20 protein-coding genes are annotated in these 20,678 nt (G+C 66.8%); 4 read left to right on the forward strand and 16 right to left on the reverse strand.

The window, feature by feature from the left end; genetic code table 11:
• Positions 1–104: 104 nt before the first annotated feature.
• The 14 genes from QWY29_RS18145 to QWY29_RS18210 form a co-directional block, all read right to left on the reverse strand.
• Positions 105–1,403, reverse strand: coding sequence for an oligosaccharide flippase family protein (locus QWY29_RS18145; RefSeq protein WP_300962578.1), 1,299 nt, complete (start codon positions 1,401–1,403; stop codon positions 105–107).
• Positions 1,387–2,637 carry a hypothetical protein gene (locus tag QWY29_RS18150; protein WP_300962579.1) on the reverse strand — a complete coding sequence of 417 codons (1,251 nt, stop codon included), beginning with the start codon at positions 2,635–2,637 and terminating at the stop codon, positions 1,387–1,389. Before QWY29_RS18150 ends, QWY29_RS18145 begins: the two co-directional genes overlap by 17 nt.
• Before the next feature lie 20 nt (positions 2,638–2,657).
• Positions 2,658–3,650 (reverse strand): glycosyltransferase family 2 protein, encoded by a 993-nt coding sequence (locus QWY29_RS18155; protein ID WP_300962580.1) that lies wholly within the window; start codon positions 3,648–3,650, stop codon positions 2,658–2,660.
• Entirely contained in the window at positions 3,647–4,765 is a 1,119-nt protein-coding gene (gene wecB / locus QWY29_RS18160) for a non-hydrolyzing UDP-N-acetylglucosamine 2-epimerase (RefSeq protein ID WP_300962581.1), read from the reverse strand. The genes QWY29_RS18155 and wecB overlap by 4 nt, the downstream gene beginning before the upstream one ends.
• A complete protein-coding gene (locus QWY29_RS18165; protein ID WP_300962583.1) occupies positions 4,762–5,889 on the reverse strand; it encodes a polysaccharide biosynthesis C-terminal domain-containing protein in 1,128 nt (375 codons plus the stop codon). The genes wecB and QWY29_RS18165 overlap by 4 nt, the downstream gene beginning before the upstream one ends.
• On the reverse strand, positions 5,886–6,923 hold the full coding sequence (locus QWY29_RS18170) for an SDR family NAD(P)-dependent oxidoreductase (protein WP_300962584.1): 1,038 nt from the start codon (positions 6,921–6,923) through the stop codon (positions 5,886–5,888). The genes QWY29_RS18165 and QWY29_RS18170 overlap by 4 nt, the downstream gene beginning before the upstream one ends.
• Positions 6,920–8,152, reverse strand: coding sequence for a glycosyltransferase family 4 protein (locus tag QWY29_RS18175; RefSeq protein WP_300962585.1), 1,233 nt, complete (start codon positions 8,150–8,152; stop codon positions 6,920–6,922). Before QWY29_RS18175 ends, QWY29_RS18170 begins: the two co-directional genes overlap by 4 nt.
• A gap of 50 nt (positions 8,153–8,202) precedes the next feature.
• Positions 8,203–8,847, reverse strand: a complete 645-nt coding sequence (locus QWY29_RS18180; RefSeq protein WP_300962586.1) for a NeuD/PglB/VioB family sugar acetyltransferase — start codon at positions 8,845–8,847, stop codon at positions 8,203–8,205.
• A complete protein-coding gene (locus QWY29_RS18185; protein ID WP_300962587.1) occupies positions 8,840–9,451 on the reverse strand; it encodes a sugar transferase in 612 nt (203 codons plus the stop codon). The genes QWY29_RS18180 and QWY29_RS18185 overlap by 8 nt, the downstream gene beginning before the upstream one ends.
• Positions 9,448–10,578 carry a DegT/DnrJ/EryC1/StrS family aminotransferase gene (locus tag QWY29_RS18190; protein ID WP_300962589.1) on the reverse strand — a complete coding sequence of 377 codons (1,131 nt, stop codon included), beginning with the start codon at positions 10,576–10,578 and terminating at the stop codon, positions 9,448–9,450. Before QWY29_RS18190 ends, QWY29_RS18185 begins: the two co-directional genes overlap by 4 nt.
• Before the next feature lie 22 nt (positions 10,579–10,600).
• Positions 10,601–12,445, reverse strand: a complete 1,845-nt coding sequence (gene glmS, locus QWY29_RS18195; RefSeq protein WP_300962590.1) for a glutamine--fructose-6-phosphate transaminase (isomerizing) — start codon at positions 12,443–12,445, stop codon at positions 10,601–10,603.
• 81 nt (positions 12,446–12,526) lie between these two features.
• Entirely contained in the window at positions 12,527–12,823 is a 297-nt protein-coding gene (locus QWY29_RS18200; protein ID WP_300962591.1) for a DUF1416 domain-containing protein, read from the reverse strand.
• Between the two features lie 372 nt (positions 12,824–13,195).
• Positions 13,196–14,044: a sulfurtransferase gene (locus tag QWY29_RS18205; RefSeq protein ID WP_300962593.1), complete on the reverse strand. Its 849-nt coding sequence runs from the start codon at positions 14,042–14,044 to the stop codon at positions 13,196–13,198.
• Between the two features lie 171 nt (positions 14,045–14,215).
• Positions 14,216–14,668 (reverse strand): DUF4395 domain-containing protein, encoded by a 453-nt coding sequence (locus QWY29_RS18210; RefSeq protein WP_300962595.1) that lies wholly within the window; start codon positions 14,666–14,668, stop codon positions 14,216–14,218.
• A 263-nt stretch (positions 14,669–14,931) separates the two neighbouring features.
• Between QWY29_RS18210 and gmd the strand changes: the two genes are divergently transcribed.
• Together gmd and QWY29_RS18220 are read left to right on the forward strand one after the other, a co-directional pair.
• Positions 14,932–15,909 carry a GDP-mannose 4,6-dehydratase gene (gene gmd, locus QWY29_RS18215; protein ID WP_300962596.1) on the forward strand — a complete coding sequence of 326 codons (978 nt, stop codon included), beginning with the start codon at positions 14,932–14,934 and terminating at the stop codon, positions 15,907–15,909.
• A gap of 2 nt (positions 15,910–15,911) precedes the next feature.
• Positions 15,912–16,868, forward strand: a complete 957-nt coding sequence (locus tag QWY29_RS18220; RefSeq protein WP_300962598.1) for a GDP-mannose 4,6-dehydratase — start codon at positions 15,912–15,914, stop codon at positions 16,866–16,868.
• A 4-nt stretch (positions 16,869–16,872) separates the two neighbouring features.
• Here the strand turns inward: QWY29_RS18220 and QWY29_RS18225 are convergent, their stop codons facing one another.
• Complete coding sequence (locus QWY29_RS18225; RefSeq protein WP_300962600.1) at positions 16,873–18,408, reverse strand: PucR family transcriptional regulator; 1,536 nt, start codon at positions 18,406–18,408, stop codon at positions 16,873–16,875.
• A gap of 153 nt (positions 18,409–18,561) precedes the next feature.
• On the opposite strand from QWY29_RS18225, the gene QWY29_RS18230 reads away from it, so the two are divergent.
• Both QWY29_RS18230 and codB read left to right on the forward strand, forming a co-directional pair.
• A complete protein-coding gene (locus QWY29_RS18230; RefSeq protein WP_300962601.1) occupies positions 18,562–19,017 on the forward strand; it encodes a nucleoside deaminase in 456 nt (151 codons plus the stop codon).
• Entirely contained in the window at positions 19,014–20,309 is a 1,296-nt protein-coding gene (gene codB / locus QWY29_RS18235; protein WP_300962603.1) for a cytosine permease, read from the forward strand. The genes QWY29_RS18230 and codB overlap by 4 nt, the downstream gene beginning before the upstream one ends.
• 26 nt (positions 20,310–20,335) lie before the next feature.
• Here codB and QWY29_RS18240 read toward each other — a convergent pair whose 3' ends face one another.
• On the reverse strand, positions 20,336–20,614 hold the full coding sequence (locus QWY29_RS18240; protein WP_300962604.1) for a MoaD/ThiS family protein: 279 nt from the start codon (positions 20,612–20,614) through the stop codon (positions 20,336–20,338).
• Positions 20,615–20,678 lie beyond the last annotated feature (64 nt).

The raw sequence follows: 20,678 nt of genomic DNA on the forward strand, positions 1-20,678 counted from the left end.
AGCCGGGCCAGCTCCACGGCTCGACGACGGAACTCAGGACTCTTCGGTGCCGGCATACGCACTCCTCTCGGACGACCATCGTCGCCTCACTCAAGGTGTCCGGGCTACCGGGGGCACTTCAACCTGGACGTGTTTTCGAGACGACTTCGCGAAAAAAGCAATGCGAAAGCCAGAGACACCACCGCGACCAGATACATGCTGGTTGTCGCAGCGCCGCTCCCTGGCCACATCCAAGCGGCCCCACTGAGCAGCGCTCCGTAGAGTAGCGCCGTTAGGATCACGCACCGGTTCACCCGCTCGATCGCGCCCCGAGCAGCAAACCAGGGATAACCGAGAAACGCCGACAGGGAATCTGGCACAAGGGCTAGCGCGAGTATGAAAAGCATGAGAGTCGGCTCTCCACCGGAAACTTGGCCCGAACCGAAAATCTCTATAAGCGCAGACCCAAGCCATGGAACGCTCGCCGCCAAGGCCGCAAACACCATTGCTGCGACTATCGCAAAGATAGTGACGACATCCCCCCGGGCGGTCCGCGCAGCCCAAGGCAAGACTGCATCTGCCACTGCATCACGCAACCCCCGCGCGGCCTTGGACAGTTGATCAACGAGACTGTACGCGCCTACAACGGCGCTTGGCGCAAGGTTCCCGAGGACCATCAACCCGGCAGAAGAGAGGAAGGCATAACCCAAGTTCGCGCCTCCGAAACCCCGCGCTTGCCAGAGAACCTTGATCGCGCCCCTTGGATCCAAGAAACCACCGAGGTCGGACCTGCGGCGCATGATCACAGCACCAAGAACGGCCGAAAATGACAACGTACAGCTCTGGAACAGACCCACCAACTCCGGACTTTCCGAATCTTTCACGAAGATCAGCACTAGGGCAACGAATGCCGTGCGCCCGAAAGAGAAGATCAGGAGGAAGTCGCTGGGCCGTTCTATTCCCCGGAAATACCACACCGGCTGCATGCACTGCGCCAAGACTGCAGGTGCTAAGCAGAGCATAATCGAACGACGGTCACCGCCCTCCATCGACATAGCTATCAGCACGAGTAGCACTGACCCAGTACATCCGGACCAAAACCGCGCACCGTAGATTGCCGACGCTACTCTTCGCCTTCTAGCGCCCGTCGCTTCACTTACTTGATGCGTACCACGGACCAGCAAACCAGCATCCGCGACAACCGTGATAAACACGTAAACGCCGAGGCAATAAGCGACATCGCCGTACACCTCGATACCGCAGACTGCAATCAAATATGGCGTGATTATCAACGGCGCGAGATAATTCACGCCCTGCAGGCACACCAGCATACCTACGTTTCGAAGTAGACTAGTCACTGCGAAGTGTATTCCCCAGCCAGATCCGCGGATCCGAGAAGAAGTGCCATTACACAGACACCGCATCTCGTCCCGATGCGGCGACTAACTGCCGCCACCCCAAGGCGACATACACCGCTAGAAACAAGATGCTCGCGGCTGCGGGCTGATAGAGCGTTCCATTGGCGAAGAACGAATTGAGCAACAGTAAAAGAACTGCAGCGCAACTAACTCGAACTAGCTTATGCGCGACCCGGTGTGTGCCGCGCAGTTCTTTGGATGCGCCACGAAGCGCCCCAATTAGGGCGATCCCCGAGGCGAAAATCAGAACGGTCGGTAACGCCCCAAATACCGTGAGGACCTCGACGAACTGATTGTGCGCCATGGGAGCAGAGGAGTAATCGGCCGAGACAAGAGCCGTGTCGCCCATGCCGAAGCCACCACCCACGACATACACCAAGGGTTCGCGAAAGTGCGCGAGGGCCTCGAAATTTGCTAACGGTAGATCAGTCAGGCGCGCCCACGCCGATTCCGTGACGGACTGATCATAGTTCCGCACGGACGGTTGATTATCGAATCCGAAACTAGACCCAAGCGCTAGAAGTCGCTCCGACAAGGGTGAACTCAATGAGAGCGCCCCCACCAGTGCCGCCCCAGTCATGGTCATCTTGATGACAACAGAAGGAAATCGCTCGCGGTTGATCCAAACTAACGCCGCAATACCGATAGCTACGTTCGCGAGAGCGGCCTTTGACAGTGAGATAAAGGCGATCGCGACGATCGCCAGAACTACGATTTCTCGCGATGGTGAATTGTAAAGCGCGGAAAGTATGAGGTAACACCCGGCGACAATGCCGAAAGCAGTGAGTGAACCAAGTAGCGACCCAAACCGGATAAATCCCGCGCGCTCGCCTTCAGCCGCGAACCACGAGACCGGCCCCAGAATTAGCTGCATAGGCATGGTTGCAGCTGCGATGACGAAGAATCCGACCATGAACTTCACTGCTCGGACCGCAGTCTCGGGGCTCGGACAATAAGCGGCAAACGCGAGCAGGACTGGAAGCGCGAAGATTAGTCGACTGAAGCCTGTCACCGCCGGCGTTAGGCCAACGTTGAAGAATGTAACTATAGCGCCAAGTGCGCAGACCGCTACCCATCCACCAAAAACTACTAAGGCGCGCCGCGCCACAGGCGTGTCGTCCCGAGCCGTATCGACAAGCACGAGAAAAAAGACGAGTCCGTACAGCGGCAGGTAGACAATTGGGAGAGCGTTTCGCAGCATGTGCAGATTGACCGCCAGAAACGCTACCCGGAAGGCCACTGTAGGACCGAGTACAGCTCTCATTGCGTCCCGCTCGACATGAAGTTATCGTCCTGGCAGAATTCTCTTGGACTGGCAGCGAGAGCTACTGCATTGACGAAACGATACGCACTGTTTGCGTAGAGTCTCGGATTCTTGTCAACGGCATCTAACAAGCGCGCGACCAAGCCAGCGATTCGGAGACCGTTTGCGAAACGAAAAAACTTCCTGGCGAGGCGCACCTTCAGCCGGGCCTGGCTGCCGGGCACCGACAACTGAAAGGTCATAAGTTGCCGCAACTCAGGGTGCTTTCCTACAAGCCGGGGTGCTGACGACTGGCTCGCGAGCTCAATCTTCGCGATATAACGCCGCATGGTAGCGCTACTTTCTCGATGCTCTGACTTTGCCTCCATTGAAGTGACGAGTTCATAACCGGCGCTCGCGCAGCGCATGCCAAAATCAATATCCTCGCCACCATAGCGACGAAAGCCAGTGTCGAAGCCGCCAAGCGAAGCAAACGCGGTGCGAGGGATCGAGAAACTCATCGCAACGACTCGGTGTGGCGGATTTGGCAGAGAACGATCCTCTGGGCCAGCAGTCAAACGATGCTGCGCATCTCGGAATCTGTAGAAGTTCGACTCCCGCACCCACTCCTCCGGAAACCGAATCGAACTGGAAACCACCGCGCCGCCGAGCTCGATCTGGTGAGAAACATGTGCCGCAAGGAAGCGGATACCTATCCGCAGGTCATCGTCGAGGAAAACGAGAATTTGTCCACGACTGGCTCGCGCGCCACAATTCCTCTTGCAGGCAAGATTGTTGTCGGTCAGAAGTCGAGTGACATTGAGACCCTTGGTGCGAGCGCTGGCCACAACTTCACTACAGTCCTCACCCTGAGGAGAATCGACCACGACCACCTCGATCAAACCGGCTGGGTAGTCCTGGCTGCGGAGGTCATCTAGGAGATCCGCAAGGGGTTCGATTCTGCTGTGAGTCGCGATCACAACCGAGACAGACTTGAGTTCGGCTTTCATCGAAGCCCAGACCATTGGCTATGCCGAGACGCTGTCGACACAATGAACCTAACTACGCGACTACTAGTGTCCACTACTTCATAGCCAGCGGGGCACGAGGTTCGCGCCCCCCCCTGCGCCATGGCAATAGCGACACCGCGTATGGCATCCTGTCTGCTCAGCCCAACCATTATGATTGCTCCACTGTCTACCGCCTCTGGACGCTCAATAGCGTCCCGCAGAGTCACGGCGGGAAAGTTCAGTATGGACGATTCCTCGGAGATTGTGCCAGAGTCCGACAACACGCACGCGGCTTCAATCTGAAGTTTGTTGTAGTCATGGAACCCGAACGGGTCCGAAAATTCGATGCCGCTCAGGTCGCGTTTGACGCCGAGTGCGTCAAGGCGCTTCCGGGTGCGCGGGTGGGTGGAAACGACGACACGCTTGCCCCACTTGTCACGTACCGACACGAGGCAGTCGAGCAGCTGATGGAGTCGTTCGGGATTGTCCACGTTTTCCTCCCGATGAGCGCTGACAAGGAAGTACTCACGCGACGTCAGTCCCAAACGGCCCAGGGCGTCTGAAGCGTCGATCTGAGGACGGAACGCCTCGAGTACCTCACGCATCGGGGAGCCCGTCACCAGTATCCGACGCGGATGTAGGCCCTCGGCAAGCAGGTTGCGGCGGGCGTGCTCGGTGTAGGCCAGGTTGAAGTCGGCGACGTGGTCGACGAGGCGACGGTTGGTCTCCTCCGGGACGTTCTCGTCGAAGCAGCGGTTGCCGGCCTCCATGTGGTAGGTCGGGATCCGCATCCGCTTGCCCATCACCGTGGCCACGCAGGAGTTGGTGTCACCGAGCACGAGCATCGCGTCGGGCTTCTCCTCAAGCAGCACCTTTTCGGTGCCGATGAGCACGCCGCCCAGGACCGCACCCAGGCTGGAGGTGTCCACGCCCATGTAGTGATCGGGGCCGCGCAGACCCAGGTCGTCGAAGAAGACCTGGTTGAGGGAGTAGTCGTAGTTCTGGCCGGTGTGGACAAGGACGTGCTGGATGCCCGGGGTGGAGTCGAGCCGCTTGATCACGGCGGCGAGTCGGATGATCTCGGGGCGGGTGCCCACCACGGTCATGACCTTCATGCGGTTGTCTCCTGCGCGATCGTCTCGGGGAACTGGTCGGGGTTGTCCATGTCCAGCAACTGGTCAGCCCAAAACATGGTGATCAACTCGGTGTCTCCCACGTTGCGGATGTTGTGGACCCACAGGGCAGGCATGTCGACGAACGACGGTTTGTTGCCGCTCAGACGGAAGGTCACCACCTCGTCGTGCAGCAAGCGACGCAACTCGATCTGCGCTTCGCCCTTCACGACGAAGAAGCGCTCGACCTTGTGGAGGTGGTAGTGCTCGCCGCGCTTCTGGCCCGGCAGCGTCGTCGACATGAACGCCATCCCGGTGCCGCCGTGGGAGCGGACCGTCTCGTACAGATCTCCACGGTTGTCGCCGTGCACCTGCGGCGACAACGGCCACATGTCGGGGAAGGCCGCAGCGCGGTAGGTATTGAAGAGGTTGCGGCGCATCGGCGTCGAGATGTCGGGCACCTCGCCACGGGTCGCGTACACCTCATGCGTCTCGAGGAAGAAGCGAAGCACCTCGCCGATGCCGATGGCTTCGCCGGGGACGACCTCCGAGACGTCACGGCCCAGCGCGCCGATGAGCGCACCCGCGGCGTCCTGGGCGTGCAACAGCTCGATCTCGCGGTCACCGGTGACTGCGGGCGTGCGCCCCGCAGCAACCTCGTGAGCGAAGGTCGCGACGAAGGAGTTGTAACCTGGGCGGCCGTGCTCACCGAAAAGGTTCGGCAGCAGCAGGTCCGCGAAGTGGCCCCCGAGCTCTTGCGTCGCCTCCTTCACGACCCTAGCGGCCGCGGCCTTGCCGCGACCGTACGGGTTGTCGAGCTGGGCCTGGATCGAGTTGGCGAAGACCACGTCGACCGGCTTTCCGACATTTCTGAGAGCCGCAGCCAGCGTCGTAGCCAGGTCGATGTTGCCTTGCTCGACGGCCTCATCGGACTCCGCGCGATTGACACCGGCGATGTGGATCACGGCGTCGACGCCACCCAGCGCCTCAGCCAAGCGAACGGAGTCCGTGAAGTCCTTTCGCCCCAGTCGTACGGGCTCCCCCAGTTGCAGTGCCCGCAGACGGCACGCGGTGTGCCAGCCGAGGAAGCCGTATCCCCCGGTGATGGCCAGACGTCGGTAGCTCACGGGGTCGGCTCGGCGCTGCGGCCGGCATCCTTCAACTCGCGTTGGATAGCCGGAAGCGTCAAGAGCAGACGCTTGACGCCCTCGACGTCAAGCCGTTCGGTGTTGTGCGAGGTGTAGTCGTGGTCCACAACCTCTGACTCACCCTCCTCGAAGAACAACTCGTACTCGAGAGACCGAGCGTCGAGAGGCACCCGGTAGTAGGCGCCCTGGTCCTCTGCTCGCTGCAGTTCTTCGCGGCTCAACAAGGACTCGTAGAGCTTCTCGCCGTGACGCGTCCCGATCACCCTGATCTCCGGGTCGTCCACCCCAAAGAGCGAGGCGACAGCGCGTGCTAGATCCTCGACAGTGGAGGCTGGCGCCTTGTACACGAACAGGTCACCGGGCTCCGCGTGGTCGAAGGCGTACTGCACCAGGTCGACCGACTCGTCGAGAGACATCAGAAACCGGGTCATCGTCGGGTCGGTGATCGTGAGGGGCTTGCCCTCCTTTAACTGCTGGACGAAGACCGGGATCACCGATCCCCGGCTGTACATCACGTTGCCGTAGCGCGTGATGCACACCGTGGGACCGGACATCCCCCGGTTCCTCGCGTGCGCCTGGGCAACCTTCTCCATCATGGCCTTCGAGATGCCCATCGCGTTGATGGGGTAGACCGCCTTGTCGGTGCTCAGGCATACGACGGACTCGACCCCCGCGCGTTCGGCGGCGCGGATGACGTTGTCGCTGCCGGTGACGTTGGTGAGCACAGCCTGCTGCGGGAAGAACTCGCAGCTCGGCACTTGCTTGAGCGCCGCGGCGTGGAAGATGTGGCGAACCCCCTGGACCGCGTCTTCCACGCTGCGTGGATCGCGGACGTCTCCCACGTGAAACTTCACGCGCCCGTCGCCCAACTCGCGCCGCATGTTGTCCTGCTTGGCCTCGTCGCGACTCAGGATCCGTACCTCGTCCACGCCGGAGGCGAGCAGCCGCCGGACCATCGTGGAGCCGAACGACCCCGTGCCTCCGGTGACCAGGACCGGTCCGTCGTTGCTCACGGCTTCTCCTTCTCAGTGTCAGTGGACGTGACAGCGTCAGCGCCCTTCGTACGGCGGCGCGTTGCCGCTCGTCGCAGGAGTTCTGCCAGGCGTCCTGCCCCGATGTCGCGAGCCATCAGGCGCTCGTACGCCTCGCGGCCTCGAGCGCCCATGGCGGACAACGATGTGTGGTCCAAAGCATTGAACTCGTTGACCGCGGATGCGATCGACGCAGCGTCACCCGGACGCGCCGCAAACCCGGCGCCGTGCTTCGTCACGATGTCCGCGCTGTCGCCGGGCGCTACCACGAGCGCTGGTGACCCGGATGCCAGGGCTGACTGCAGCTTGCTCGGCATCGTCACCGCGAACAGTGGCTCGTCGGCCAGCGCCACGACATGGACGTCGGCCTCCGCTCCGATCCGTATGGCCTCGGGGTACGGGACCGGATCAAGGAAGTGGATACGGGAACTGTCAGCACTCCTGCGGACCAGGTCGGGCTTCGACACCCCATCGCCGAGGAGCACCAGGTGCGCCGGAGCGGTCGCAGGGTCGGTGAACGCATCGATGAGCCCCTCGAGGGCCTGCGCACGTCCGTGGTTTCCGGCGTATAGGAAGAGGCGGGTACCGCCGGGCAAACCGAGCTCTTCCCGTATCGGCTCTCGTCCCACCACTTCGACTGGTTCACTCTCGGGCAGCCAGTTGTAGACCACCGTGACCTTGTTACGCGAGACTCCGCGATCCACCAGGAGATCGACCATACCGGGCGAGATGACAGCGATGTGGTCAGCCATGGCGTAGGTGCGACGCACGAAGCCATCAACAAGTTTGAAGACCGCGCGTGACGACCTCCCGCCGAGAAACCCGGAGGCGAAGATGGAGTCCGGCCACACATCCTGCAACAGAAGCACGTAGGGCTTGCGCCACAGAACGCGGCTGACCATGGCCGGCAGCGCGGCTGTAGCCGGCGACGAATACACGAGCGCGGCGTCGCTGCGGCGCAGCGCGCCTTGGCCCCACAAGGTGCTACTCACAGCCCACGATAAGTAATTCGCCATGCGCTTCATCGGGCTCGAGTTGTGACTGGGGAACAGCGGCGTTCGGCGGACACGGACCCCCTGGCGGTCTTCGACGGAGGCCCTCTTCGCGGAGTACCCGTCGGCAACCCGGCCCGACGGGTAGTTGGGCACCCCGGTCAGGACGTCCATCTCGAGGCCCTGGCCTTTCAGCCCATGCACGATGGACTCGGGCACCCCGGCAGGTTCAGGCGGATACCACTGACAGACGAGCGTCACCCGAGCAGTCACCGGGCCGGAACGCCCTTGACGACAACACCCGGCGGGACATCCCTCACGACGCAGGCACTTCCGCCCACCGTGGCCCCCTTGCCCACCGTGACCCCATTAAGTACGACGCCCCCTACCCCGATCAGGACGTCGTCCTCGAGAACGCAGTCTCCGGATACCGAGGCCAGGGGGTTGACGCTGACGAAGTCGCCGAGTGTCGTGTCGTGTCCGACAGTGCCGTTGAGGTTCAGATGCACGTGACGGCCGAGGGCAATGTTCGTCGTCAGCCGAACTCCCGCGCAGACGACCGTCCCATGGTCGATGCTGACGTCGTACCCGTGCGTCGCCGTCGGATGCACCAACACTGCCGCCTGGAACGAGGAGGCGTCGTACCTCTCGGCGAGGACCCTCCGAACGCTGGGGCTTCCGATGCCCACGACGTAGGACGATGGCTCCTGCCAACCAAGAGGTACCTCCGTTCCACCCAGGTAGGTGACACCCCGCTTCTCAAGTCGGGCGAGGTTCGCAGGGGTCGGAGAATCGTCGACCACGCCAAGCACTTCCCAGATCGCTTCCGGCGAGGCCTCATTGATTGCGCTGATCACGTCCAGGACTTCTCGCCCGAAGCCGCCCGCACCTATGACGACGATCGGCTCAGCCATGATCGCCTCCGACGAACTCGCTCATGGTGACTTCCCCTTCCGCAGAGATCCCGTCGCGACGGATCACTCTGGTAACGGTCTTGACGAGGATGCTGAGATCCAGCAGCAGGGACCGCGAGTCGACGTACTCAAGGTCCCTGGCGAACTTCTGGTCCCACGTGAGGGCATTGCGTCCACTCACTTGGGCGAGTCCGGTGACCCCGGGACGCACCTCGTGGCGTCGGCGCTGCTCGGGGCTGTAACGGTCGAGGTACCGGACCAGCAGAGGACGAGGTCCGACGAGACTCATGTCGCCCTTGACCACGTTGTACAACGTTGGCAGCTCGTCCAGACTCGTCGACCGGAGAAACGCACCGAGGCCGGTCATCCGGTCAGCGTCGGACACCAGCCCCGTCGTATCATCTGGGTCGAGCATCGTGCGGAACTTGACGAGCTCGAAGACGCGCTCGCCCTGCCCGGGACGCGGCTGGCGGAAGAGAACGGGCGACCCGAGCCTGCGCCGGACGAGGACTGCCACGATCGCCTGCAGAGGAAGCGACAGCACGAGGGCCACCCCACCGACGACGAGGTCGATGCCCCGCTTGATCGGGTCGTACCGCTTCATGAGGCCGTGACCCGTCGAAACACGTCCTCGACCCGGGCGAACTGCTCCTCGGTGAGCACCGAGCCCGCCGGCAGGGTCAATCCTCGCTCGAAGATGCGCTCGGAAGAACCGTCGAGGGTGCCGGCCAGGCCGGCCGACACCGGTTGGAGGTGCATGGGCTTCCACACAGGACGGGTCTCGATGCCCGCGCTGTTCATGGCCTCGCTCAACTGGGCGGAGGTCCACGACGACTGCTCGGGGTCGACCACGATGGCGGTCAGCCAGCAGTTGTCCTCGGCGTCGCCGGCCACGCCGAGGATGCGCACGCCCGTCTGTCCGGAGAGCAGCCCCCGGTAGCGTTCGCGCCACTCCCGGCGGCGCTTGATCATCTCGTCGAGGCGAACCAGCTGGGCGCGGCCCAGCGCTGCGAGGATGTTCGAGAGCCGGTAGTTGTAACCGATCTCGGTGTGCTCGTAGTGGGGTACGGGCTCCCGCGCCTGCGTCGACAGCTTCCGCGCGTGAGCGGCAAGCGCCTCGTCGTTCGTGAGCAGCATCCCGCCACCCGAGGTCGTCATGATCTTGTTGCCGTTGAACGACACGACGGACGCGTCGCCGAACGAGCCAGCCGCACGACCGCGATAGGTAGCACCGAAGGACTCAGCGGCGTCGCAGAGCAACCGGGCTCCGGCAGCTTGGGCGATCTCGCCGATGGCGTCGTAGTCGACGCACTTGCCCAACATGTCGACCGGGACGATCGCGGGCACCGAGCGGCCCGCCTTGCGCAGCTCCGCAACCGCCTGTTCGAGAAGCGCCGGATTCATGTTCCCGGTCTCCTCGTCGCAGTCGACGAAGTAGGGTTCTGCGCCGACGTACCGGATGGCGTTCACGGTGGCCGCAAAGGTGAACGTTGAGACGGGGACGACATCCCCCGGGCCGACGCCCCACGAGACGAGCGCCAGGTGGAGCGCGGCGGTTCCGGACGCCAGCCCGACCGCGTGACGCACTCGAACACGCTCAGCCACCTCCTCCTCGAAGGCGGTCAGGTCGGGACCGGCTGGCGCGACCCACCCCGACTTCATCGCACGAAGGACGTACTCCTGCTCCAGCTCGCCCACATCGGGAGGCGACAACAAGATGTCGAAAGCCATCATCAATCCGTTCGAACGCGCGTCACTCGACGGTGACGGACTTGGCGAGGTTGCGGGGCTGGTCGACGTCGTGGCCCATCGCGGTGGCCAGCTCGCACGCGAACAGCTGCAGCGGCACGACCGCGACCAGCGGCTGGAGCAGCACCGGCACCTTCGGCAGGCGGATGAGGTGGTCGGCGTACGGCTCGATCGAGGTGTCACCCTCCTCGGCCAGGCAGATCGTCCGCGCACCACGCGCGCGGACCTCCTGGATGCCCGAGATCATCTTCTCGTGCAGCTGGTCCCGGCCCCGGGGCGGCACGACGCACAGCACCGGCAGCCCCTCCTCGACCAGCGCGATCGGGCCGTGCTTGAGCTCACCGGCCGCGAACCCCTCGGCGTGGATGTAGGCCAGCTCCTTGAGCTTCAACGCCCCCTCCAGCGCCACCGGGTAACCCGCGTGCCGGCCCAGGAACAGCACCGACCGGGTGCCCACGTGGGAGCGCGCCAGCTCGTAGACCTCGTCGGAGCGGGACAGCACCGACGCGATCTGGTCCGGCACCGCCTCCAACTGGTGCATGATCTCGCTGATCTCGTCGCCGTAGCGGGTGCCCTTGACCTGCGCCAGGTAGAGCGCCAGCAGGTAGCAGGCCACCAGCTGGGTCAGGAACCCCTTGGTCGACGCCACGCCGATCTCCGGGCCGGCGTGGGTGTAGATCACCGCGTCCGACTCCCGCGGGATCGTCGAGCCGTTGGTGTTGCAGATCGCCAGCACCTTCGAGCGCTGCAGCCGCGCGTGCCGGATCGCCTGCAGGGTGTCGGCGGTCTCCCCCGACTGCGAGATGGCGACGACCAGCGTGGAGTAGTCGAGGATCGGGTCGCGGTAGCGGAACTCGCTGGCCAGCTCGACCTCGACCGGCACGCGGGTCCAGTGCTCGATGGCGTACTTCGCCACCATCCCCGCATAGAAGGAGGTGCCGCACGCGATGATGATGATCTTGTCGATGTCGCGCAGCTCCTGGTCCGACAAGCGCATCTCGTCGAGCTGCAGCAGCCCGTTGCGCGCGTGGCGGCCCAGCAGCGAGTCCGCGACCGCGCGGGGCTGCTCGAAGATCTCCTTGCGCATGAACCAGTCGTGGCCGTCCTTCTCCGCCGCCGACAGGTCCCAGTCCACGTGGTAGCGCGTGCCCTCGGCCGGAGCCCCGTCGAAGGTCGTGACCTCGACACCCTCCCGGGTGATCGTCACGACCTGGTCCTGGCCCAGCTCCAGCGCCTCACGGGTGTGCTCGATGAACGCCGCCACGTCCGAGCCCAGGAAGTTCTCCCCCTCGCCCAGACCCACCACCAGCGGCGAGTTGCGACGCGCCGCGACGACCCGCGACGGGTCCTGCGCGTCGACCGCCACCAGCGTGAATGCACCCTGCAGCCGCTGGCAGACCCGCTGCATCGCGGTGGTCAGGTCCACCCCGGACTCCACCTGGAGCTCCAGCAGGTGCGCCGCCACCTCGGTGTCGGTCTCGGACGCCAGGACGTGGTGCGCCCGCTCGAGCTCGTCACGGATCCCGGCAAAGTTCTCGATGATCCCGTTGTGCACCAGCGCCACCCGCTGGCTCGAGCCCAGGTGCGGGTGGGCGTTCAGGTCGTTCGGCGCGCCGTGCGTCGCCCACCGGGTATGCCCGATCCCCGTCGTCGCCTGAGGCAGCGGGTGCTGGGCGATCGCCTTCTCCAGGTTCGCCAGCCTGCCGGCACGCTTGTCGTGCTCGAGGCGGCCCTCGGCGACCAGGGCGATGCCGGCCGAGTCGTAGCCCCGGTACTCCAGCCGCCGCAGGCCGTTGATGACGACGTCCTGGGCCTGCTTGTCCCCGACGTACCCGACGATTCCACACACAGGTAAAGAGTCTAAGAGCGATCGGCTCCGCCGGTGGCATTCCGGCGAACCCGTGGACGGGGGCGACCCAGCCCGGCCGCCTCAGATCGCGACAACGACCTCGGCGACGGAGCCGACGGCGGCGACGACCTTCTTGTCGACCGGGTTGGCCTTCGGGGCCAGGGTTCGCAGGGTCCACTCGCCGTCGCCGGCGAAGAAGCGGAAGTGGCCGCTGGCCGAGGTCGGGACCTCCGCGGTGAACTCACCGGACCGGTCGAGGAGGCGGACGTAGGCGTTGCCGACCGGCTCGCCCGACCGCAGGACCTGACCCTGGACGATGGCTTCCTTCGCGACGTTCACGCCGTCGAGCGGGAGACCGCCTTCGGTGGCACCGCACATGTTGTTACTTCCTTCGGGTTCGTTGCTTCTGGTGGTGGTTGGGGCTGGCCGGTGGTGGGTCTGGCCCTGCCTTGGCTTGCGGGGTTTCGAGACGGTTGCTAGCGCAACCTCCTCAACCAGCGGATAAGGCTGGTGGCGGTTTCGAGACGCTTGCTGGCGCAACTCCTCAACCGGCCGTTGCGGTGGGGCTGGTGGCAGGGCCTGGACCTCTTGGGTTCAGGCCCTGCCTTGGCTCACTGGGTTTCGACACGGTCGCGCACTAGCGCGCACTTGCTGCTCAACCAGCGGTGGAGCTTGCGGGGTTTCGAGTCGGTTGCTAGCGCAACCTCCTCAACCAGCAGGTGGGCTGGCCGCTCAGCCAGGCGACGAGGCTCAGGCGTTGCCGGGCTCGTCGCCGAGGGCGACGGGGACGCCGACGAGGGAGCCGTACTCGGTCCAGGAGCCGTCGTAGTTCTTGACGTTCTGGTGGCCGAGGAGCTCCTTGAGGACGAACCAGGTCAGCGAGGAGCGCTCACCGATCCGACACAGGGCGATGGTGTCCTTGGAGTCGTCGATGCCGACCTCGGCGTACAGCGCCTTGAGCTCGTCGTCGGACTTGAAGGTGCCGTCGTCGTTGCAGTTCTTGCTCCACGGGACGTTCAGCGAGGTCGGGATGTGGCCGGCGCGCTGGGCCTGCTCCTGCGGGAGGTGGGCCGGCGCGAGGAGGCGGCCGGCGTACTCGTCGGGGCTGCGGACGTCGATGAGGTTCTTGACGCCGATCGCGTCGACGGTCTCGTCGCGGAACGCGCGGATCGAGAGGTCGGGGTCCTGGGCGGTGTACGTCGCGGCCGCGCGGGTCGGGACCTCGTCGGTGAGCTCGCGGGAGTCGAGCTCCCACTTCTTGCGGCCGCCGTCCATGAGCTTGACGTCCTGGTGGCCGTAGAGCTTGAAGTACCAGTAGGCGTACGCGGCGAACCAGTTGTTGTTGCCGCCGTAGAGGACGACCGTGTCGTCGTTGGAGACGCCGCGCTCGGAGAGCAGCTCGGAGAAGCGGTCACGGTTGACGAAGTCGCGGCGGACCTGGTCCTGCAGGTCGGTCGTCCAGTCGAGCTTGATGGCGCCACGGATGTGGCCCTTGTCGTAGGACGTCGTGTCCTCGTCGACCTCGATCACGACGACCTTCTCGTCGTCGAGGTGGTCCTCGACCCACTGGGTCGAGACGAGGGAGTTCTCGCGGCTCATGTGGTGCTCCTTCTCGGGGACTGTGGGTGGTTCTCGGTGCTTGCGGCTGGTTCTCGGTGCTTGCGGCTGGTTCTTGGCTTGCGGGGTTTCGACACGCTCAGGCCTTGGCGGCCTTCGCTGCTCAACCAGCGGTAGGTCGGCGGGTTTCGAGACGGTTGCTGCGCCACCTCCTCAACCAGCCGCTCGTTGGAGGAGGAGGTACAGCTCGCAGCCGAGGCAGAAGCGGAACAGAGCGTTCAGCAGGGCGGCGGCGAGGGCGAGGCCGGTGGCGACCTGGCCGAGGACGGTCACGCCGGCGAGGAAGCCGACGAAGGCGACCGCTGTGAAGGCGAGGCCGACGCCCTGGGCGAACTGGGGCGGGCGCGGGTCCTCGAGCTCGGCCGGCGGGCTCAGGCGCGGGCGGACGACCCGGCGGAACAGCCACGCGTGGGGCGTGCGCTGGACTCCCCCCAGCGCACCGACGGCGAAGAGGACGGCCTGGATGCCGACGAGCAGCGTCGCGGCCGGCGTCGGGAGGACCAGGACGACGGCGAGCACGACAGCCGTGACGGCCGCGGTGAATTGCGGGCCGCGGGGGTCGACGCCTGGCGGCGTACTGACACGCGGTGGTGCGGTGACGGACATGTCTCTCCTGCTGACCGGACGGGACGGGCGGACCGTTCCCGGGGTCGGCGGAGCCGAGCAGGCGGGAACGTCAGGAGGTACGACAGAGCGACGAGCGGACGCGGCAGTGGTCGACTGCGCGTCGGCGGGTCAGCAAGGTCGTGGACATGCGGACCAATGTAGGCGGGGGTTCGCAACGCGCCCGAATCGGCATCTCAGTGCATGGACACCAGTTCCACGATGCGAGACCGAAACGGATCGAGCAGTGCCTCTATAGTTCGGGCGTGACACGGCGCGCATTCATCACGGGCATCACCGGCCAGGACGGTTCCTACCTGGCCGAGCTGCTGCTCTCCAAGGACTACGAGGTGCACGGCCTCGTTCGGCGCGCCTCGACGCTCAACCGTGGTCGGATCGACCACCTGCACGCGGACCAGCGGCTGCACCTGCACTACGGCGACCTGACCGACGGCGTCAGCCTGAGCAACCTGGTGCGCGACATCGAGCCGCACGAGGTCTACAACCTGGGCGCGCAGAGCCACGTCAAGGTCTCGTTCGAGATGCCGGAGTACACCGCCTCGACCGACGCCGTCGGCACCCTACGGCTGCTCGAGGCCATCCGCGCGTCGGGGATCGACTGCCGCTACTACCAGGCATCGACCTCGGAGATGTTCGGCGCCACTCCCCCGCCGCAGCACGAGGGGACGGCGTTCTACCCGCGCTCGCCGTACGGCGCGGCGAAGCTCTACTCGCACTGGGTGACGGTGAACTACCGGGAGGCCTACGACCTCTTCGCAGTCTCCGGGATCCTCTTCAACCACGAGTCACCGCGGCGCGGCGAGAGCTTCGTGACGCGGAAGATCACCCTCGGCGTCGCGGCCATCAAGCTCGGCGTCACCGACCGTCTCGAGCTCGGCAACCTCGACGCGGTGCGCGACTGGGGCTACGCACCGGAGTACGTCGAAGGCATGTGGCGGATGCTGCAGCACGACACCCCGACCGACTTCGTGCTCGCCACCGGCACGGGCCGGACGGTCCGGGACTTCTGCGAGGCGGCATTCTCCCACGTCGGGCTGCGGTGGGAGGACCACGTCGTCCACGACAAGCAGTACGAGCGACCGACCGAGGTCGACGCGCTGATCGGCGACGCCAGCAAGGCCCGCGAGCTGCTCGGCTGGGAGGCGACGACGCACGCCGACGACCTGGCCCGGCTCATGGTCGACGCCGACATCGAGCAGCTCGGCCGCCTGATCGACCGCTAGCCGTGGCCGTCGCACTCGTCACCGGCGTCGCCGGCCAGGACGGCACCTACCTGGCCCGCGAGCTGGTGGCGCGCGGCCTGCACGTCGTCGGCACCGTGCGGCCGGACAGCTCCGAGGCGACCCGGATGGCGGCGTACCTCGACGGCGTCGACGTGCGGCCGCTGGACGTGCGCGACACCGCTGCGTTCGGCGCGCTGGTCGAGGACGCCGGGCCGGACCTGGTCTTCAACCTCGCCGGGCTGACCTCGGTCGGGCAGAGCTGGCGGGAGCCGGACCTGACCGCGGAGGTCAACGGCGCTGCGGTCGAGCGGATGCTCGGGGTGCTGGACGGGCGGGACGTGCGCTTCTTCCAGGCCTCCTCGGCCGAGGAGCTCGGCGACCCGGCGTCCTGGAGCCCGTACGCGCGCAGCAAGGCGCGGGCGCGGGCGGCCGTCGAGCGGGCGCGGGAGACCGGGGCTTTCGCGTGCGTGGCCACGCTTTACAACCACGAGAGCCCGGTGCGTGGGCCGCAGTTCGTCACGCGGAAGATCACCCGGTCGGTCGCGGAGATCTCGCTCGGCCGGCGCTCCACGCTCACGCTCGGCAACACCGCGGTCACCCGGGACTGGGGCTTCGCCGGCGACTACGCCGCCGCGATGGCCGACCTGCTCGGGCTCGACGAGCCGCACGACGTCGTGCTCGCGACCGGGGTCGGGCACACCCTGGACGACCTGGTGCGGACGGCGTTCGCAGCGGCCGGGATCGACGACCCGGCGGCGTACGTCGAGCACGACCCGGCGCTGATGCGGCCCGCGGACACCCCGGTGCAGGTCGGCGACCCGTCGTCGGCGGAGCGCCTGCTGGGGTGGCGGCCGACGCTCGACCTCGTGGCGCTGGTCGGGCACATGGTGCGGATCGACGTGGAGCGGTTGACTTCCGGCGTGGAGGAGCGCCCGTCGTACCTGCGTCCCGTCGGCTGAGCCCTCAGCGGGCGCGGGAGGAGCGGGCGAAGGCGACCTGGGGGTCGAGGCCGGTGCGCAGCCGCCAGGCGGTGAGGGCGACGGTGAGGCCGGCGAGGTGCTGGGAGCTGGCGAGGTCGACCCCGAGGAGGCGCTCGATGCGGTCGAGACGGGCGTAGAGCGACTGGCGCCGGATGCCGAGGCGGCGGGCGGTCTCGGCCTTGGAGGAGCCGGCGGCGAGGTAGGCGTCGAGGGTGCGCACCAGGTCGGCCGCGTGGGCGCGGTCGTGGTCGATGAGCGGTCCGAGCTGCTCGACCACCAGGTCGCCGAGCGCCTGCGGCTCGGCGCGGACCAGCAGACGGGCCAGGCCGGTGTCGCGGGCGAGCAGCACGCCGGCGGTCACGCCCGAGCGGCGGGCGTGACGGAGCACCTCGCGGGCGCGGACGACGGCGGCGGGGACCACGGCCGGGTCGGTGGTGCCGGCCGAGACGCCGACGAGCGCGGAGCCGAGGCCGGACGCCGACGGCGCGGTCGCGACGACCTCCTCCACCACCGCGCGCAGCCGCTGGGCGGACGACGGTGCCCGGAGGAGCACGACCAGGTCGGCGCCCACCGCGCCCGCCAGCACGGGTCCGGCCACGGCGGCGAAGGCGCGCTCCACCTCGGGGAGCACCTCGACCGCAGGGGTCCGGGGGTCGCCCGCGACCGCGACGACCGCCACCTGCTGGCCCTCCGGGAGGCGCCAGCCGGCGTCCTGCAGGCGGCGGGCCACCTCGGTCGCGCCGACGAGCGTGCCGGCGGCGAGGTCGGTCACCACGGCCTGGGCGAGCGAGGGGCGCTGGCCGAGCGACGGGTGCCGACCGAGCTCCAGCGCGACCGCGACGGCCGCGCGTTCGGCGACGGCGGCGACCGCCGGGTCGTCGGAGGCCAGCACCAGCGTGCCGGCCGGGCCCGACGCCGTACGCACCTCGACGGCGGTGGTGCCCTCGCACGCCGGTGCGCTGATGCTGCTGCGCTCGACGACCTGGCCCTCCAGATCGACGAGCTCCACGCGGCAGCCGGCCGCGCGGGCGGCGGCGTCGAGCAGCGCCCGCATCCCCTGGCCTGCGACGACGGTCGCGAGCAGGTCGCGCCACAGCGCCTCGTCGGACCCGGCCGCGCCGAGCTTGCGCTGGACGAGCAGGGAGTGGAAGTCCTCGACCATCCGCTCGAACGGCACGACCGAGGTCAGCGCGAGCACCACCAGTCCGCGGCGGCGCGCAGCGGCGAGCATCGCCTCGGGCACCACGAACAGGGACCGGCCGAGCTCAAGCCCGAGCGCGGCGCATCCCGCGTCGGCGAGCTGCTCGACGTACGCCGCCAGCTGCTCCGCCGAGCGGCCGTGCAGGCCCAGGCCGGTGCTGAGCAGGACCTCGCCGCCGGCGAGCAGGGTGCCCATCTCGTAGACCTCCGAGGAGTGCACCCAGCGCACCAGCACCGCCTCGGGGTCACCGGCGACGACGTCGACGGCCGCCGCGCGGAAGGACGGCAGCGCGAGCACCTCGGCGAGCGGGACCAGCACGCGGCGTACCTCCTGCAGGGTGAAGGACTGACGGGTCGTCTGCCGAACCGTGTCCGGAGCGAGACAGTATGTCTCTTTCCGCCGCCGCCGGGGTCTGGTCGAGTGGGCTGCATCACGCCCCACCACCACTCGCAGACACCTCAGGAGCGCAGCATGACCCACGACGACCGACAGTTCCTCGACCTCGCGATCGAGCAGGCCCGCACCGGCTGGGACGAGGGCGGCGTGCCGATCGGCGCCGCGCTCGTGCACGACGGCGAGGTGCTCGCGGTCGGCCGCAACCGCCGCGTGCAGCTCGGCAGCGCGATCCGCCACGGCGAGACCGACTGCATCGAGAACGCCGGCCGGCAGCCGGCGAAGGTCTACCGCAACAGCGTGCTCTACACGACCCTCTCGCCGTGCTTCATGTGCGCCGGCACGGCGGTGCTCTACGACATCCCGCGCATCGTGGTCGGTGAGAACCGGACCTTCCAGGCCTCCGAGGACTGGCTGCGCTCGCGCGGCGTGCAGGTCGACGTCGTCGACGACGCCGAGTGCCAGGCGCTGATGCAGAAGATGCTGACCGAGCGGCCGGAGATCTGGGCCGAGGACATCGGGGAGGAGGCGTGACCACGCAGGTGTCGCCAGTCCCCGCGGCCGAGGCGGAGGTCGTCGACAAGGACTTCCCGGTCACGCCGGTGCCGGCGTACGCCCGCAAGTCCTTCTTCTCCCTCGCGATCGTGCTGCTCGGCTTCACGATCTTCACCCCGACGATGCTCGCGGGGGCGGCGCTGGGCACGGCCTTCACCTTCGGCGACCTGCTGCTGGTCATCCTCGCCGGGTCCGCGATCCTCGGCGCCTACGTGGCGGTGCTCGGCTGGATCGGTGCGCGCACCGGCCTGACGACCGTGGTGATGGCGCGCTACTCGCTCGGCACGAGCGGGTCGAAGCTGGCCTCGATCCTGCTCGGGGGCACCCAGATCGGGTGGTACGGCGTCATCATCGGCACGATCGGCGAGCTGACCGCCCAGGCCTTCGACTGGGAGTCGTCCGCTGCCAAGGCCGCGATCATGATCGCCACGAGCGTCCTCATGTGCGTCACCGCCTGCTACGGCTACCGCGGGATGTACTGGGTCTCGGTCGTCTCGACGCCGCTGATCCTGCTGCTCGCGGTGTGGGTCGTCTCGCGCTCGCTCGACGAGGTCGGCGGCTGGAGCGGCCTGGTCGACGCGCAGCCCTCGACGTCGATGACGCTCGCGGTCGCGATCACCACGGTGGTCGGCACGTTCGTCTCCGCCGGCACCCAGGCACCGAACTGGACCCGCTTCGGCCGGACCGGTCGCGAGGCCGTGCTCGCCAGCCTCATCGGCTTCCTGATCGGCAACGGCCTGATGATCTTCTTCGGCGCGATCGGCGCGATCACCTTCGGCGAGGGCGACTTCGTGCTGGTGCTCTACGAGCTCGGCCTGGTCGGCTGGGGCGTGGTGCTGCTGTTCGGCAACCTGTGGAAGAGCAACGCCGACACGGCGTACGCCTTCGGCGTGGCCGGGGCCGAGCTGTTCCGCAAGCCCAGCAAGACGCCGTTCGTCGTCGGCGGTTCGATCATCGGCACCGTGCTCGCGCTGGTCGGCGTGCAGGACCACCTCGTCGACTACCTGGTGCTGCTCGGCATCTTCATCCCGCCGCTGGGCGGCGTGATCATCGGCGACTACCTCGCCCGCTGGCGCGCCGGCATGCCCGAGGGGCACCCGCTGCCGGCCGTCGACGGCCGCAACCTCGCGGCGTACGCCGTGGCGAGCCTCCTTGCGTGGCTCTCGGACCACTACGAGGTGGGCATCCCGCCGCTCGTCGGCATCGTGGTCGCGGTCGCGCTGGCGCTGGTGATCGGGTGGATGCGGACGCGGGAGACCGTCGCCGTCTGACGCTGCTCCGGCTCGATCCGGCCGCCTCAGCCGCCGGCGAACGGCGGCAGGAACTCCACCGACGACCCGGGCGCGACCTCCGTCGCGTCCGGGTCGTTCGTGCCTGTCGGCCGGTCGCCGACGAGCGTCGAGCAGGTGCGCAGGATGTCGCCGAGCCGGTCGGCGTCCGGGTGCAGCGCGAGGGCACGGTCGCGGACCTGCGCGAGGGTGAGCGGGCCGTCGACGGGGAGGACGTCCTCCGGGGTGCCGGCGGCCGCCTTGGCCGCAGCCCAGTAGCGGACGCGGATGGTTTTCGTCTCATTCACGTTGGATCGATCCACTGTGTCCACCACGTTTCGCTAAACTTCTGAGAACTTCACGACCGAGGCC

The organism is Nocardioides abyssi, assembly GCF_030412915.1.
Taxonomy (GTDB): domain Bacteria; phylum Actinomycetota; class Actinomycetes; order Propionibacteriales; family Nocardioidaceae; genus Nocardioides; species Nocardioides abyssi.